Raw genomic sequence first — 16,796 nt, forward strand, 5'->3', positions numbered from 1 at the left:
TACGTTCTTTCAAAATAATATCTAAATCATCCAAATGTCAGACAAAGCTACGCTGGAATATAATGGTAAAAAATATGAATTTCCTGTAACCGAGGGTGCCGAAAACGAACTCGCCATGGACATAAAAACGTTGCGGTCCGTTACCGGGGGAATGATTACCCTAGATCCGGGGTACAAAAACACCGGATCTTGTGAAAGTGCCATTACTTTTCTGGATGGTGAAAAAGGTATTTTAAGGTATAGGGGCTATTCCATAGAAGAGCTTGCCGAGAAGGCCGATTTTCTTGAAGTTGCCTATCTATTGATTTTTGGGGAGTTGCCCAATAAGGAGCAGCTTTCCAAATTCCACAATGATATTCGGGAAGAGTCGCATGTGGATGAAGAGATGAAGAAGATTTTAGATGGGTTTCCTAAATCCGCCCATCCTATGGGCGTACTTTCTTCGCTCACCAGCGCTTTAGTAGCGTTTAACCCTTCTTCTGTGGACGTTTCCTCGGAATCGGAAATGTATAAGTCCATTGTAAGGATCCTGGCTAAGTTTCCCGTACTTGTGGCGTGGGCCATGCGTAAGAAAAAAGGGTTACCCTTGGATTATGGTGATGATACTCTGGGCTATGTGGAGAACATCCATAAAATGATGTTCAAACGGCCCAATAAAGAATATAACAAGAACAAAATCGCGATCGATGCGCTGGACAAGTTGTTAATATTACACGCAGATCATGAACAGAACTGTTCCACCTCCACCGTACGAATCGTAGGCTCTTCACATGCCGGGTTGTTTGCATCGTTATCCGCGGGGATTTCCGCACTTTGGGGGCCATTACATGGAGGGGCCAACCAGGCAGTTCTAGAAATGTTGGAAGCCATTGAGGCGGATGGCGGCGATACTAAAAAATATATGGCCAAGGCCAAGGATAAAAGCGACCCGTTTCGATTAATGGGTTTTGGGCATAGAGTATACAAAAATTTTGACCCTAGGGCCAAGATTATCAAGAAATCCGCAGATGAGGTTTTAGGGGATTTGGGTATCGAAGATCCTATTTTGGAAATCGCGAAAGGGCTGGAGAAGGAAGCATTGGAGGACCAATACTTTGTGGACAGAAAATTATATCCCAATGTGGATTTTTATTCGGGTATTATCTACCGTGCCCTAGGCATTCCTACAGAGATGTTTACCGTAATGTTCGCTTTGGGCAGATTGCCCGGTTGGATTGCCCAATGGAGGGAAATGCGTTTAAATGGAGAGCCCATTGGTCGTCCCAGACAAGTCTATATAGGTGAGAATCACAGACCTTTTGTGGCTGTGGATTTGAGATAATATCGATTAAACAATTTTGTGAAGAATAGCCCTTATCTAATTTTGGATGAGGGTTTTTTATTGGTTCCCGCTATCCGGGAATTCCTATATTTGCCAAAAAATTTACAATGCTCCATCTTAATGTAAACGATGAAACCTCTCGATTGAGGGCGGTGCTTTTGGGAACGGCAAGGAATAATGGGCCCATACCCAAACCCGAGAACGCCTACGATCCAAAATCCCTTCAACATATATTGGCAGGGACCTACCCTAAGGAAGCGGATATGGTAAATGAAATGGAGGCATTGGCAAACATTTTTAAGGCATACAATATTAATGTATTTAGGCCGGAGGTGTTGGAGGATTGTAATCAGATTTTCTCTCGGGATATCGCCTTTGTTATAGAGAATAAATTGATAAAGGCCAATATCCTTCCGGATAGGGAAGAAGAGTTTGATGCTATTTTGCATGTGCTGGAATACATCCATCCAGATAATATCCTATATCCACCGGAGGAGGTCCATATTGAGGGTGGCGATGTTATGCCCTGGAACGATTATATTTTTATTGGTACTTATACAGGTCATGACTATCCGGATTACATTACCGCGAGAACCAATTGGGAAGGAGTGGAGTATATTAAGCGGATGTTTCCCCATAAAAAGGTAAAGTCCTTTGAGCTTCGGAAATCAATCGCCAATCCAAGGGAAAATGCACTTCATTTGGACTGTTGTTTCCAACCCGTAGGAAAGGACAAGGCCATTCTTCATAAAAATGGATTCCTGGTGGAAAACGAATACCAATGGTTGGTAGACTATTTCGGAAAAGAAAACATTTTTGAGATTACCGCTGACGAAATGTATCGTATGTTTAGCAATGTATTTTCCATTTCGCCGGATGTTGTGGTTTCCGAACGTAATTTCACCCGACTCAATGATTGGTTACGGGGCCAAGGGTTAACCGTTGAAGAAGTACCCTACGCGGAAATTTCCAAGCAAGGCGGCTTATTGCGTTGTAGCACAATGCCTCTGATCAGGGATTAACTCCTTATTACATAAACAGTGCCATTAAAATATCCATTTGAAGGTTTTCTGCTTTTTTACGGATAGGTGATTCCATCATCGTGTTGAAATTGGTGGCAATGAAGACAATGGATTCTAATTCCGGCAGGTAAACTAGGACACATCCCGCTCCGATTCCACCTCCGGAGTGACCAATGCCATACGTGGTTTCCAAGTCGTAATACGTTAAACCCAGACCATACTTGCGTTCTCCCTCTTCGCTTAAGACCCATTCCTGCATGATTTCCAGAGTTTTGGGGGTAAGCAGTTTTCCAGAAATCAGACCCTTTAAAAAAAGAACGGCATCTTCAGTGGAAGCCACCATCCCGTCATCACCTTTCATGGAAGATACATTGGCCCTTTGTAACTTCGAAATGTTTGTTGGTATACCTTCCAGTAGCACATCCCAATAAGCGTCTACCAAATGTAAATTAGAATCAATATTGTCTTTTGACAGTATGTGAGTGGATTTTAGGTTGAGCTTTTGAAACAGCTCCTTTTCCATGTAGACCATGTGGTCTCCTGTTATTTTATCCGCAATTAATGACAGGAGGCCAAAATTGGTATTGCAATAAGTGTACTTGCTACCGGGCTCAAAATCCATGGATTTTCCATGGATATAGGAGAGCATTTCGGAAACGCTAAGTACGGTCAAGGGATCTTGGATAATTCGAGATACCAATATGGGATTTGTACTATATTCAGGAAGTCCGGACGTATGGTTCAAAAGCATTTTTATAGTGATTTTGTCAACACCCTTTATCGATTTTAACCAGGGATAATCAAGGTACTGAACAATGGGATCCTGCAATTTCAATTTTCCCTTTTCATACAATTGAAGAATCACCACCGCCATATAGGTTTTGCTTACACTTTGTAAGTAGTGCAAATGTTCCGTGGTAAGTGGGGTTTGGTTTTCAAGATTGGCCAAACCTTCTGCATGGGACCACAATCCCATTTGTTCATTGTAAACAGCCAACGACAGACCGGGAATACCAAGGTCGATGTATTTTTTGAGTACGCTCTTTACCGCTTCCTGCTTTTCCTGGGGAAGCCCTCCTTCTTGTGCAGCAAGGGATAGCGTTGTTACCAATAGTAATCCCATAATTTTAACTCTTCCGTTCATAACTTGAAATTTTGGCAAATATCCAGGTATAGCAAAGCACAATCCCAATGATTTTTAAACGAATAGGATGAACTGTAGCATTTTTAGGGCTGGGATGTAGAATAGGGATGGTTTAAGAACGAGGAGCCGTAATACTGAACCATTTTTTAAAGTCCGGTGCAGTAATCCTACTCACAATTGAAGCCTCCAAGGATAGCCCGGAATCAAATTCAACCAACAATTTGCCATTCATTTCTTTACGGTACCCTTTAATTTGCTCTCTATGTACAATGTATTTTCGATTCAAACGAAAGAAAAATTCTTCCGGTAATACGGGCAGGATTTTGTTCAAGGAGTCGTCCAAAACAAATTGTTCCCCGGTCTTGGTTCTAAGAAAGGTAGCCCTATCCTCTACATAAAATACTGCTATTTGTTCAAAGGCTATTTGCTTTGTACTATTCCCTAGAACTACCGAAAAACCTTTTGACCGTAGTTTTTTGTCGTTTTCTCGTAGCGATTGGGCGATTCTCCATTGATCGTAGAGGTAAAACCCAACATAAATACCATTAATGACCAATATCCAAATAAAAAAAATAAACAAATTGTACGTGTAAAAACCGGTTGGTAAGGGCCCATCACCAAAAAGGGCGTTTACGATTTCAGTTGCCGAGATGATAAAACCTTGAGCTACTAGATTGGTAATCAATAATTGCAATAGCAATCGTTGGACTAAGGCCTTTTCATAGGGCATTACCCCGTCCATCCAAAGAATTGTACGTCTTATCAACCACCAAGCGATGTAACCCGTTACGGTATCAATGGAGTACGTAGTATAGGTATACCAATCCCATCTGATCGTAGCATAAGTAAGATGATAGTTGATGGTATTGATAATGGGTATCAATATCAAAAACAACAGAGCATCATTGTATTTGCCTAGATATTTTGATGACATCCCATACACTATTTAAGCTTAAAGATAACGACCTATTTTCTTTGTTACAAAGAGAGGTCAGGGGCTGATTCCATGAATAGTTTGTCAGGTGGGTTATGGACCGTAAACGGGCATGGACGGAAGAGGTATTTATTGACGTATAGAAAACTTTAACACCTGTTTTTTTGGTTTACTAGACGAGTGGTCATATTTTTGTTCAGAGTTTGAGTTGTGATGCAGAAGACATTGAAACATGAAATAAAGGCAGACTATCTCTTGGAAAGGGGAATGGAATTGCTTTGGTCCAAAGGATACAATGCTACAAGCGTAAATGATATTGTAGTGGCAGCCAATGTTCCCAAAGGGTCTTTTTATTTCTATTTTGACAGTAAAGAGGATTTTGCCATTAAGGCTATCGATAAGTATTTTCTGGCCCAATTTGCCCCAGCGCAGGAAATTTTAATGGACAAAACGGTTTCACCGAAGCAACGTCTTCTGAATTTTCATGAATTCCGATGCAATGTGCTAAAGAATGAAATGGAATGTAAAATGGGATGTTTGGCTTGCAATTTGGGCAACGAAATGGCCGAGCATAACGAAAACATTAGAAAGGCCATCCTTCAAAGGGAAACGCTAGTACAAGCCCAGATCACCGCTGTTGTAGAGGAGGCGCAGGAATTAGGGGAAATTGATTCCACTTTGAACGCAGCGGATATAGTGGCTTTTTTTGAAGATGCAGGAAAAGGGGCGATGACAACTATGAAAGAAATGAAAAGTGCCTATCCCATTGATAATTTTATGAACATGGTAAGAGCCATTTTGTTTAAATAATTTTTTTTGAAATAAAATAGATGACCGGTCAATTATATTATATACAATCCACAAAAGATTTTATTTTAGATTGTCCAGATCAGCAGAATTTAATCGTCTTAGTACTATAACGTAGAATACAATTTTTATTAAACCCTTTCGCAACAATAATAAGCGACTGGTCAACTACTAAACCTAAACATTATGAATGCACTTAAAAAAGCGGGGAATTCCGTGAACACTTTTGCTAAAAAATGGGCGGAATTTGTAATTAAGTTCAAGTGGCCCGTACTACTACTTACTATCGTATTGGCCCTTGGCCTGGCCTCCCAGGGAAAAATGGAATTTGATGGAGACTATCATGTCTTCTTCAGCGAATCCAATCCGGAGTTGGAAGCCTTCGATGCCCTTCAGGAGAAATACACCAAGGATGATAATATTGTTATCGTGTTGGCTCCGGCTAATGGCGAGGTTTTTACTAAGGAAAATCTTGTTGCCATTGAAGAACTAACAGCAAGCGCTTGGAATACTCCTTACTCTTCAAGGGTAGATGCCGTAACCAATTTCCAGCATACTAGTGCCGACGGAGATGATTTGTATGTGGATGATCTTTCCTACGAATCAGCTACGAAGACAGATGCCGAGATTAAGGAAATCAAGGCCAAGGCCTTGAAAGAACCTTTGCTTTTGCACAGAATCATCAATGAAAAAGGGAGTGTTACTGCGATTAATGTTACGGTACGATTACCTGGGGTGGACAGTGCTGCCGAGATTCCCGAGGTTACCGTGGCTACCCGAAAAATGGTAGACGAATTCAAGGAGAAACATCCTCAATTTAAAGTGTACACGACGGGTTTGGTTCCACTGAACACGGCATTTTTTGAAGCTTCGCAAAGCGATTTGGCACTAATTGGAATTATGCTGCTTATTGTTGTTGTTGTCACTTTTTTACTTACACGAAACTTTTTTGCCACCTTTTCCACACTTGTAGTAGTCCTATTTTCTATTATGAGTGCAGTTGGTTTCATTGGCCTTGCTGGAATAAAGCTCACGCCACCTTCGGCCGTATTTCCTACAATGATACTTACCCTGGCCGTGGCCGATAGTATTCATATCCTTATCACCATGTTACAGAAGGTCCGTAGGGATGGATTGGATAAAAAAGAAGCTTTGGTAGAAAGTATGCGCCTCAACTTTATGCCCGTTTTCATCACTAGCCTCACTACGGTTATCGGGTTTCTTACTATGAATTTTGGTGATGTACCCCCCTTCTGGCACTTGGGGAATATTACGGCATTCGGTATGACCATGGCATTTCTGTATTCCACGACCACCCTGCCGGCACTTATGGCCATCTTTCCCCTTTGGAAGAAAAAGGGAGTCATAAAAAAAGAAGAAAGGGTGGGTATGTATACCAAATTGGGCCTCTTTGTGACCAAACAACCCGCTCGTTTGGCGGTAATTTCCCTAGTTATTATAGCTGGCCTTACCTATTTGGCGACATTAAATGTATTCAATGACGAATTTGTGGAATACTTTGATGATTCGGTACAGTTTAGAAGGGACAGCGATTTTATAAATGATAATCTTACCGGTTTTTACAATGTGGAATTCTCCGTGGGAAGTGGCGAAAGTGGCGGAATCAACAATCCGGAGTATCTCCAAAAATTAAATGCTTTTGAGGATTGGCTGAATGACCAATCCGAGGTGGTCCACGTAAATGCCTTTAGTGAAGTGGCCCGAAGGGTAAATCGTTCAATGCACGGAGACGACCAAACATACTACCGAGTACCGGACAATCGGGAAGAAGCGGCACAATTTCTCCTGTTATATGAGTTGTCATTGCCATTTGGGCTGGATTTGAACAATCAGATAAATGTGGATAAATCGGAAACACGGGTAACGGCTACTTTAAAGAATATTTCCAGTGCAGAGATGATCGCCTTCTCGGGCCGGGCAGAGGAGTGGTTAAGAAACAATACCGAGGAACCCATGCATTCCATTGGCGTTAGTCCTACCATGATGTTCTCTAAACTAGGGTTTAGACAGGCAGACAGTATGTTCAATGGAAATATTATCGCCCTGATCCTCATTTCATTAGTATTGATGTTGGCCCTACGCAACTTTAAACTTGGCCTTTTAAGCATTATTCCCAATGTAACTCCGGTCTTGGTAGGTTTTGGAATTTGGGCGCTTTATAAAGGGCAAATCAACACAGGGATGGTCATTGTATTTGGAATGACCCTCGGCATCATTGTAGATGACACCGTGCACTTCATGAGTAAGTTTCTAAGGGCACGTAGGGAATTGGGATATGATGCCAAACAAGCGGTAATTTATGCCTTTGAGACCGTGGGCCGTGCTTTGGTCACCACTACCGTGGTATTGTTATCCGGGTTTGCGGTACTTTCAACATCTTCCTTTGCCCTAAACAGTTATATGGCCCGTATTACGGTCATCATTATTACCGCTGCATTGATTATTGATTTTCTCTTGCTTCCCGCTCTTTTGATTTTGTCTAGCAGAAAAGATGAAGCGGTTGAAGCTATACCAAATCAATTGAATCCCGAATTAAAACTGAACAAATAATATTCACTTTAAACATAAATCACACAAAAATGAAAAAATCGATTTTAACCTTAGCTGCATTTTCCATAATAAGTTTGGCCTTTGCCCAAACACCTGAGGAACGTGGATTGGAAATAGCAAAAGCTGCAGAACTGGCCGATGAAGGATTTGGAAGTTCTTCGGTGGAGCTTAAAATGATCTTGAAAAACAAAAACGGACAGACCAGCGAGCGGACCATGACCACCCGAACTTTGGAATTAACGGAAGATGGTGACAAGTCGCTTATAGCCTTCGGTAGCCCAAAAGACGTTAAAGGAACCGCTACCTTAACCTATACCCATAAGGTAGGTTCCGATGATCAGTGGCTGTATTTACCTTCCATTAAAAGGGTAAAGCGAATTTCATCCAATAACAAATCCGGTCCTTTTGTGGGAAGCGAATTTGCCTATGAGGACCTTTCCTCCCAGGAAGTAGAGAAGTACACCTATAAATTTTTGGAGGCAAAAGGGAATTTGCTGTTGGTGGAACAGGATCCCGTAGATCCCAAATCCGGCTATACGCGCCGTATAGTTACCTATAATAAGGACAAAGGGTATCGCATTGAAAAAGTAGAATTTTACGATAGGAAAAATGCACTGTTAAAAACCTTGACCTATAGTGACTATAAACTTTACAAAAACAAGTTTTGGCGAGCGGCTACCTTTAATATGGTAAATCATCAGAGTAACAAGGAAACCTTGTTGAAGTTTAGCGATTATGATTTTGAGGTTGCTTTTTCTGAGGACGATTTTTCCCAAGTAGCTTTGCAACGAGCAGGAAGATAAATTTGGCAAGGCAGGTCGAAATGATGTTGGTCGATACCGTTTTCGGTTCCACCGGAAATACTAATGGATCATGATTTTTGGCCTGCCTTTACTTCAATATGTACAGATGAACAATAGGAGGGTATTGGGCATTCTTTGCCTTATAGGATTTACATATGGGTTTGCTCAAAATGATGATACCGAAAAAAAAGTGGAACATGATGTTGAGTTGGAAATAGAAGCGGAGTATCGCTATTTTTTTAACCCTGGCCAGTTTGATGAACAGGAAATGCACTACCCTTCTCTGGCCTTCCGACCGGAGTACTCAGCCTCCTGGAACAAAGGCTATGAAAGTATCAATGCGAAAGGTTTCTTTAGGATTGATCGAGATGATGAGCGTACGCATTGGGACATTCGTGAACTCTACTACCAAAAGGCAAAGGGGAATTGGGAATTGAGCGTAGGATTAAAAAAAGTGTATTGGGGGGTTATAGAGAGCAATCATCTGGTGGACGTTATCAATCAGACCGATGCCGTGGAGACCTTTGATGGAGAGGAAAAATTAGGACAACCTATGGTGCAGTTCAGTTGGATTACAAATTCATGGGGAACGTTCGATTTCTTTTATCTGCCCTACCATCGTAAGCGCACATTTCCCGGGGAAGAGGGTAGGTTGCGCTTTGGAACTGTCATCAATCAAGATGATTTGGGTTACGAGAGTAGCGCCGAGGAATGGCGGCAGGATTTTGCGTTTAGATGGAAACATTATTTCGGGATTTTTGACATTGGACTTTCGCATTTCTATGGTAATGGTAGGGAACCGCTATTTTTATTCGAACCGTCGGGTGCCATCAATTCCTTTTACCCCGTAATCCATCAGACCGGATTGGAGCTTCAAGCTACGCATGATGCTTTTCTTTGGAAATTGGAATCTATTTATAGACATGCCGATGCCCAGGATTTTTTTGCCTTGGCAGCAGGACTGGAATATACCTTTAGTAACATAGATGGGAATGGCTTGGATATAGGCATACTAGGAGAGTATTTGTATGATGAAAGGGATGAACTGGCCTTGACCGCCCTTCAAAACGATGTATTCTTTGGTAGCCGAATTGCCTTCAATGACAATGCGGATACTTCCATTTTAATAGGCGGTATCAGCGATTTGGAATCCAGCAGTAAAATTTTTAGTCTGGAGGCTTCCAGACGCTTTGGAAGTACGTGGACCGTAGAAGCGGAGGCAAGGATTTTTAATGCCATCGATGAAAATGAGCTGATTTTTTCGAACTTTCGAGACGATAGTTTTCTGCGGATATCCATTTCCAAATACTTTTAAAAATGCCAGTTAATTAATCTATTGACAAGGCCTTCAAAACATCGACGGCCTTATTTCCTTCTGCATAGGGAACAAAAAGATGATCATGGTAGTACGCTGCAATTACGTTGCAACTAATGTTTTGCTCCGCCAAGGCCGTTGCTACTTTAGCCGTAAGTCCCTTGGCCTCTAAAGCGGAGTGTACGTTAAGGGTTATCCAGGCGGCAACAAATCCATAAGTTAGCCCATACGCTTCGGCCTTAGTACGCTCTAGGATAACCGTAATACCTTCTTGCTCCCTGAATTCGCATAAAATATCGGTTCGGTCTATACCATCAGTTTTACTTACTGTTGAAAACACATACGCCCCAGGGTTAAGTCTGGGATCCATTTCATTGATCAGATTTTTTAAATGCGTTTCTCCGGACATGGTGTTGATTTACTAATGAAAAAAGGTCTTGAATCCTTGTGGGCAAAGGTTGTCTTTTTTTTGTTTAAATAAGATGAAAGACCCTGAGAAAAATCATAATTTAGCCCCTTGGGTCTATAGAATTCCAATATCGCTCAAGTATTCCATTTATACACTATGACACAGGTTACAAATACTATCTTGATGATTCGGCCGGTTGCCTTTCGTATGAACGAACAAACCGCGGTGAACAATTATTTTATGGAACATTTGGAGCTCAATGACCAAACCATTAATTCTCGGGCACAACAGGAATTTGACAATTTTGTGACGATTCTGCGCACTAAGGGCGTGAATGTTATTGTAGTAGATGACAAAAAGGAAACCGATACCCCAGACTCTATTTTCCCCAATAACTGGGTATCCTTTCATGCCAATGGCACCGTTGTGATATATCCCATGTTCGCTGAAAATCGGAGAAGGGAACGTCGTGAGGATATTTTTGATGTTCTTGAAGAAAACGGATTTAGAATTGACACTATTCTGGACTATACCTCGGCTGAAGAGAAGGAGCTTTTCTTGGAGGGTACGGGAAGTATTCTAAAGGATAGGGTCCACCAAAAAGCGTATTGCGCTTTATCCGAGCGTGCGCACGAGGAATTGTTTATAGAATTCTGCGAAGATTTTGATTGTTTTCCGGTAATTTTTACGGCCAACCAAACGGTACAGGGAGAACGCCTCCCCATTTACCATACCAATGTAATGATGGCCATGGCAGAGAATTTTGCAGTGATTTGCCTAGATGCCATCGATGACAAAGCAGAGCGTAAGGAGGTTGTTGAGCATCTAAAAAAGGACGGTAAGGAAATTATTCCTATCACGGAACTACAGATGCACCATTTTGCAGGCAATATGCTGCAAGTAATCGGTGCAAATGACCAACGCTTTATGGTAATGAGCTCGGCAGCCTTTAAGAGCTTGAGACCAGATCAGATCAAGGCTATCCAAGAACATTGTGACATTATTCACAGTCCGTTGGATACTATTGAGACATGTGGGGGTGGAAGTGCCCGCTGTATGATGGCGGAGGTGTTTTTGCCAAAGGCTTAGTCTTGTTCGGAGTGTGACAAGATATTGCTTGAGGTAGTATCATGAGATTCTACGGTAACCCATGGAATTCTAATAAAGTAGGAAGCCATAGCCCAGCCAAGGCGATGTACATACTATTTCTTTTCGACCGTATAATACAATTGTACCAATCCTGTGGAAAAAGTTTTCGTGTCCGTTAGTGTAAGCTTTTTTCTCCCCTTGATAGCGTTGAACAAAGGTTTTCCCTTTCCCAGTAATAAAGGATGTACCGAAATCATCAGTTCGTCCACAAGATTTAGATTTATCATGGTCGTAGTCAGGTCCGCTCCTCCAAAAAGCCAAATATCCTTCCCTGGGGCGTTGATTAGGTCCCGTACTTCATTTTCAATATTACCACTTATAACCCTTGAATGGACATCTGTATTTTTCAGTGTTTTTGAAAACACCACTTTCTTCTTGTCAGAAAAGGCATTGGGCATTTCCTGAACCAATTGCTCATAGCTTTTTCGCCCAAAAAAAATGGTATCGATTCGATTCAAAAAAGCCGTCATCGAATAATCCTGATCCGTTAAACACCAATCGATTTCTCCATTTTCCCCTTCAATAAAGGAATCGAGGCTTGTACATAAATTCAATATTATTTTTCTTTTGCTCATCCGATGTTTATAAAGCGAAATACAGTTCTAAGTACAATTGTTGCCAAATCAAACGGGTACACGTTTGGAGAGTTAGCGGACCTGCCCAATTGGAACTATTAACGCGCGGTAAAGTTAATGGATCATATGAAACTAATTTCAAAGGAATTTACTTGCCACAACTAAATTATCTACTATTAAAATTTTGCGATTGTAAAACTTAATTCAATAGATTACTGAATCTATCCATTCGTTCGCTTTTGAAACCCTAGCCAGCGCCATCACGGAACCGTATTTGATTCTACGGTTCAATGCCCCGGAAACGATACCAACTAGAACGTGTTTGCCATTATGAAACATAAATACTCCTCCACCGCTATCTCCTTTGGAACCTCCTATTTCCAATTCTAAGGGAATCGAAGATCCAAAATGATTGGATTCCCGATCTTCCGGATGATCAAAATCGCACACCATAACGCTGTTGGTAAATTCCCTGTTCTCAAAAATGCCGCCAATGGCATCAATAGTATTCTGCCCTCCAAGTTTTTCCTGTATCCTTGGCGTTGATAATCCCATCATACCATTTCCGAAGTATCCGTAACCAATTTTTGTAATGGTTTTACTTAATTCTTCATTTCCTAGATAACGTTCAGCTGGCTTAATATCCAAAACTGGTTTCTCCAGCTCTATCAGAGCCATATCCTGACCGGTCCATTGTGTCTCTTGCGCATTCGGTTTTAAATCGGGATGTTTTACTATTCTTTTTGTTCTATAATACGCATTTCCGAATTTCCATACAGACGAATCGACCACAAAGTGTGCGGCCGTTAAAACCCATTTGGGAGATATAAGAACACCTGTGGCATAGCTTTTATTTGTTTCAGAAAGCGAATATCTACCCACACAATCAAATTCCGATCGAGCACCCAGCTCCCTATACTTTTTAATATCCACATCATGTCGGATCATACCAAAGTAGTTGGACGGACTAAAACTGACAAGGACAGTGCTTGCCGAGAGTGCGAATAGAATAAAATGTTTTTTCATATTTTTAGGTTTTAGACCATTGGGCCATGTTTTTCAGTGCTTCCCGTTTCGACCCAGATAACAAATCGACCGGTAATGAATAAAAGAATGAAAGTCACTATATACCAAGGGCTTATGTCCGTCGATTGTATTTCTAAAGGGTGAATTCCTTCAAGCAAAAAGTTCGGGATATCCATTTTCAAAATGAATGGAATACTAAGGAACACCCCGATTAGGCCCATGAGATACAAGGGTGTTTTTAGGGGTTTGTGAGCTACTTTGTCGCTTTTTTCAAGAGCACGAAACTTTTTCATAGTAGTATCAACGAATTGTTCCGAAGGTTCTTTGAGAGTAGATGTTTTTAAGATATCTATCAAATTTTTATCATCTTCTATATCCCCATTATTAAAATCCAATTTTTTCATTTTAAGTCGTTTATTTCATTTTTAAGCAAATATGAAAGCTCCACATACAAATTTTGTCTTGCCCGATAAAGCCTGGTTTTAATGGTGGATGTATTCCAGCCGGTAATTTTCCCGATTTCTATAATGGAACATTCGTTGGTATAATATAAGGTTATCACAATGTTTTCTACTTCGGAAAGCTTGGAAATGGCTCTATTCACAAATTCGATTTTATCTTTTTTAATCAGCTTTTCAAAACCATTGGCGTAGGTATCCGGTAGGATAAGTTGAAAATTTTCCGGCTCATCCAGTGAATCCAATTTCAACCTACGACCCCTTAAACTTGTAAGGGATGTGGTATATACGATGCGATACAACCAAGTGGAAAACTTACCTGCTTTTTTGAACCTACCTAGATTTTTGAAAGCCTTGATAAATGCATCCTGTACTATTTCTTCGGCGTCCTCCCCGTTTTTCACAATCCGTAGGGCTATGGTAAATGCGAAACCTTTATACTTTTCCAATAGATAGCGGTAGCCGTTTTCATCGCCAACTATCGCCCTTTCAATTGCCGTATCTTCCGAATAGTTGGATTCGTCCATTATTCCAAATATGGCTTATGCGTCTCTTTTTCTAAGCTTCTTGTTAAGAAAGAATGAAACTAGCATTGCCAATCCCATAAAGAAAGTTATCATGCCGATATAGGCCTGTGGATAGTTTCTATAGTTCTTGGGATTGTAGTGTTCCAATAAATATTTCTCAAAAAAGAAGCCACTGATCACTCCTATTGAAAAACCGATGAATACCAAACCCAAACTCAATAAAATACTGTTTTGTCGCTGAATGGTTTTTCTAAAATACTCTAGATCCAGACCGGATTCGATTAGGGACATACGTTCCTTGTTCCTGTAGGTGAAAAAGGTATAGGCTATACCAAAAACAGTTAGGCTTATTACAATGATTACGATGTAGGCGAACATATTTTTACTATTTTGGTTTCTATTCTATAAGACTACGGATTTTTAAATTGGGTTTCGAAATATGTGACTTTTCCGTTTTGCTGGCAAATAAAAGGATAATCCAACTTGTATAGCCCATAGTATTACAAGATTGAAAACCTCATCATATTGTAGCTTAATAAAAATGGTTGCTTAAAAGGAAAGAAGGTGTACCAAGAAATGCCAATTTTTATAAGAGCCATTGTTCTGTAACGTTTTAGTTATTGGCTTTCTTCAGATTATTTCCTGATAATGTCTAAATTTTAAATTGGATTACTGATATTTAAACTGAATAACAGAATAATCTTTATCCGGAAAAACTATGAAGCAGATGAAATTGCAAATATCGATTGTTATAGTAGGCCTTCTCACCTTTGCGCCTGTGCACACTCAAATCAAAGTTGAGAACAAAAGAATTGTAAAAGTACTATCGTTCAATATTCTTGGGGGAAGAACTACAAAGGGTGATTTTAATTTAGATGTATTGGCCAAACTTATTAATGATGCGGATCCAGATTTTGTGGCCATGCAAGAAGTAGATTATAAAGTGAACAGGTCCAAGAAATATGATCTGGCCACTGAATTGGGTTGGAGGACCCAAATGGCTCCCATATTCGCAAGGGCGATGTACTATGATGGTGGAGAGTATGGCGAAGGAATCTTGTCCAAACTCTCATTTTTAAGCACTAGAAATGTAACCCTTCCCTACATTTCGGGACAGGAACCAAGGGCCGCCATCGAAATAGTGGCGGAATTACCTTCAAAGGATACGATCGCTTTTGTAGGCACACATTTTGCCCATGAGGGTAATGTTGGAAGGGAATTGCAGGCCAAGAAGATAAACGAGATATTTTCCAAGAATAAGTACCCTACCATATTGGCCGGAGACCTAAATGCGACCCCAGGAAGTGGGCCCATTTCCATCCTTGAGGAAGTTTGGGAGGCGACCTACGATAAAGAAAGCCCAGAACCTACCCATCCTTCGGATAACCCAAAGACAAAAATCGACTACGTAATGTTTTATCCCAAAGACCGCTGGAAAATAATTGAGCGCGAGGTTATCAAAGATACTATTGCCTCCGATCATTGCGCTTATCTGGTCACCCTGGAATTGCTAGGTGAATAACGAAATAGATAAAATATACAATAAGGACGATAGATTTAATCCTATCCATTAGGTGTTCAACCGGAGCCAATTTTTTTTTTCGATTTGATCATGAAGCGACTCTTTTATGAAAGTTTTGTTAGATGAAGAACTCAGATGTAGTCCGGTAAAATGGATATCTCTTAAATACTTCGGACCCAATTGCCATGTATTCTTATTAGGATATGTAATATTTATGTACTTTAGGAGCTGGACCATTCTGAATACGAAACCCCATGACTAAAATATATATCACTAAATACATTGCACCGATTATCCTAGTATGTACAACTGGATTGACCTCCTGTAAAGAGAAAAATGTTAAAAAAGAAGAGGTTAAAGAAGATACAACGGAAGACGGTTTAAAGGAGGCGCTCAGTTTTTATGCCTCGTTTGATACCGGGGTCAATGCCGATTTTTCGGTCGGGGATTCCCTCATGTATACCGTTGCCAACAGAGATTCCCTCGATTCTTCCAAAGTTGGCCTGCATAAACCTGATATTAGTCGCCAGAAGGGCAAGGGCAAATATGGCCATGGGCTCCAATTTACCGAGCGTAGTAAGGGATATATCTACTATCCCAGTACTGGGAACATAGCGTATAGCAAGGAGAATTGGAACGGGGCCATTTCTTTTTGGTTAAGTCTTGACCCAGCCACCGATCTGGAACCGGGCTATTGTGACCCCATTCAAATTACGGATGTTAGTTATAACGATGCCGCCATTTGGGTAGATTTTACCGAAAATAACCCCAGAGACTTCAGATTAGGTGTCATCGGAGATCGAAATATCTGGAACCCCGATGGATTGGAAGATGAGGATGATCTTTTTCTGCCACAACTCGCACCCGTAAGCAATCCTCCTTTCGCCAAAGGGGAATGGACACATGTATTCATCAACCTTTCCCGATTGAATACCGAAAAAGGCAAAGCTTCCCTTTACTTAAACGGGGAATTGAAAGGAACAAGGCCGGATATTACCGATTCCTTCACCTGGCAATTAGATCGGTCCAACATCTATTTGGGACTAAGCTATATTGGGTTTATGGACGATTTGTCCATTTACAATAGAGCTCTTACCGAAAACGAGATTAAGGCACTTTATTCCCTGGAAAATGGAGTTCACACGATTTTAAAATGAGTGACGCTTTTTGAAACTTCGCTTTCTTCTAGATTCTGTTCATTTAATTTGCCTAC

Annotated in this window: 17 protein-coding genes; 9 read left to right on the plus strand and 8 right to left on the minus strand. The window is 40.8% G+C overall.

The genetic code is table 11. The features are described from left to right. Positions 1–34: 34 nt before the first annotated feature. Together ACP2AF_RS09770 and ACP2AF_RS09775 are read left to right on the plus strand one after the other, a co-directional pair. Positions 35–1,321: a citrate synthase gene (locus tag ACP2AF_RS09770; RefSeq protein WP_120712468.1), complete on the plus strand. Its 1,287-nt coding sequence runs from the start codon at positions 35–37 to the stop codon at positions 1,319–1,321. Positions 1,322–1,428: 107 nt separating this feature from the next. Continuing rightward, positions 1,429–2,343: a dimethylarginine dimethylaminohydrolase family protein gene (locus ACP2AF_RS09775; protein WP_425235970.1), complete on the plus strand. Its 915-nt coding sequence runs from the start codon at positions 1,429–1,431 to the stop codon at positions 2,341–2,343. A 7-nt stretch (positions 2,344–2,350) separates the two neighbouring features. On the opposite strand, the gene ACP2AF_RS09780 is transcribed toward ACP2AF_RS09775, so the two are convergent. Together ACP2AF_RS09780 and ACP2AF_RS09785 are read right to left on the minus strand one after the other, a co-directional pair. Next, positions 2,351–3,487, minus strand: a complete 1,137-nt coding sequence (locus ACP2AF_RS09780) for a serine hydrolase domain-containing protein (protein WP_425235971.1) — start codon at positions 3,485–3,487, stop codon at positions 2,351–2,353. 112 nt (positions 3,488–3,599) lie between these two features. After that, on the minus strand, positions 3,600–4,421 hold the full coding sequence (locus ACP2AF_RS09785; RefSeq protein WP_425235972.1) for a LytR/AlgR family response regulator transcription factor: 822 nt from the start codon (positions 4,419–4,421) through the stop codon (positions 3,600–3,602). Between the two features lie 213 nt (positions 4,422–4,634). On the opposite strand from ACP2AF_RS09785, the gene ACP2AF_RS09790 reads away from it, so the two are divergent. The 4 genes from ACP2AF_RS09790 to ACP2AF_RS09805 all read left to right on the plus strand — a co-directional run bounded on the left by ACP2AF_RS09790 (position 4,635) and on the right by ACP2AF_RS09805 (position 9,917). Then, complete coding sequence (locus ACP2AF_RS09790; protein WP_425235973.1) at positions 4,635–5,231, plus strand: TetR/AcrR family transcriptional regulator; 597 nt, start codon at positions 4,635–4,637, stop codon at positions 5,229–5,231. Positions 5,232–5,414: 183 nt separating this feature from the next. Continuing rightward, the gene (locus tag ACP2AF_RS09795; protein ID WP_425235974.1) at positions 5,415–7,799 is read left to right on the plus strand and encodes an efflux RND transporter permease subunit; all 2,385 of its coding nucleotides are present in this window, start codon (positions 5,415–5,417) and stop codon (positions 7,797–7,799) included. Between the two features lie 29 nt (positions 7,800–7,828). Beyond that, positions 7,829–8,602: an outer membrane lipoprotein-sorting protein gene (locus ACP2AF_RS09800; protein WP_425235975.1), complete on the plus strand. Its 774-nt coding sequence runs from the start codon at positions 7,829–7,831 to the stop codon at positions 8,600–8,602. A 106-nt stretch (positions 8,603–8,708) separates the two neighbouring features. Next, entirely contained in the window at positions 8,709–9,917 is a 1,209-nt protein-coding gene (locus ACP2AF_RS09805; RefSeq protein WP_425235976.1) for a hypothetical protein, read from the plus strand. A 13-nt stretch (positions 9,918–9,930) separates the two neighbouring features. Here ACP2AF_RS09805 and ACP2AF_RS09810 read toward each other — a convergent pair whose 3' ends face one another. Continuing rightward, entirely contained in the window at positions 9,931–10,326 is a 396-nt protein-coding gene (locus ACP2AF_RS09810; protein WP_425235977.1) for an ACT domain-containing protein, read from the minus strand. A 156-nt stretch (positions 10,327–10,482) separates the two neighbouring features. Here ACP2AF_RS09810 and ctlX point away from each other — a divergent pair, with 156 nt between their 5' ends. Then, entirely contained in the window at positions 10,483–11,415 is a 933-nt protein-coding gene (gene ctlX / locus ACP2AF_RS09815; protein ID WP_425235978.1) for a citrulline utilization hydrolase CtlX, read from the plus strand. 113 nt (positions 11,416–11,528) lie between these two features. Here ctlX and ACP2AF_RS09820 read toward each other — a convergent pair whose 3' ends face one another. The 5 genes from ACP2AF_RS09820 to ACP2AF_RS09840 form a co-directional block, all read right to left on the minus strand. After that, the gene (locus ACP2AF_RS09820) at positions 11,529–12,050 is read right to left on the minus strand and encodes a dihydrofolate reductase family protein (protein WP_425235979.1); all 522 of its coding nucleotides are present in this window, start codon (positions 12,048–12,050) and stop codon (positions 11,529–11,531) included. A gap of 204 nt (positions 12,051–12,254) precedes the next feature. After that, positions 12,255–13,076, minus strand: a complete 822-nt coding sequence (locus ACP2AF_RS09825) for a trypsin-like serine protease (RefSeq protein ID WP_425235980.1) — start codon at positions 13,074–13,076, stop codon at positions 12,255–12,257. Positions 13,077–13,087: 11 nt separating this feature from the next. Beyond that, entirely contained in the window at positions 13,088–13,480 is a 393-nt protein-coding gene (locus ACP2AF_RS09830; protein ID WP_425235981.1) for a hypothetical protein, read from the minus strand. Beyond that, positions 13,477–14,061, minus strand: a complete 585-nt coding sequence (locus ACP2AF_RS09835; RefSeq protein ID WP_425235982.1) for an RNA polymerase sigma factor — start codon at positions 14,059–14,061, stop codon at positions 13,477–13,479. The genes ACP2AF_RS09830 and ACP2AF_RS09835 overlap by 4 nt, the downstream gene beginning before the upstream one ends. A gap of 15 nt (positions 14,062–14,076) precedes the next feature. Further along, positions 14,077–14,439: a DUF6249 domain-containing protein gene (locus ACP2AF_RS09840; protein WP_425235983.1), complete on the minus strand. Its 363-nt coding sequence runs from the start codon at positions 14,437–14,439 to the stop codon at positions 14,077–14,079. Positions 14,440–14,788: 349 nt separating this feature from the next. On the opposite strand from ACP2AF_RS09840, the gene ACP2AF_RS09845 reads away from it, so the two are divergent. Together ACP2AF_RS09845 and ACP2AF_RS09850 are read left to right on the plus strand one after the other, a co-directional pair. Beyond that, positions 14,789–15,583, plus strand: coding sequence for an endonuclease/exonuclease/phosphatase family protein (locus tag ACP2AF_RS09845; RefSeq protein WP_425235984.1), 795 nt, complete (start codon positions 14,789–14,791; stop codon positions 15,581–15,583). Between the two features lie 254 nt (positions 15,584–15,837). Further along, the gene (locus tag ACP2AF_RS09850) at positions 15,838–16,740 is read left to right on the plus strand and encodes a LamG-like jellyroll fold domain-containing protein (RefSeq protein WP_425235985.1); all 903 of its coding nucleotides are present in this window, start codon (positions 15,838–15,840) and stop codon (positions 16,738–16,740) included. Positions 16,741–16,796 lie beyond the last annotated feature (56 nt).

The sequence above is a fragment of the Ulvibacterium sp. genome (genome assembly GCF_965248315.1).
Lineage (GTDB): Bacteria > Bacteroidota > Bacteroidia > Flavobacteriales > Flavobacteriaceae > Ulvibacterium.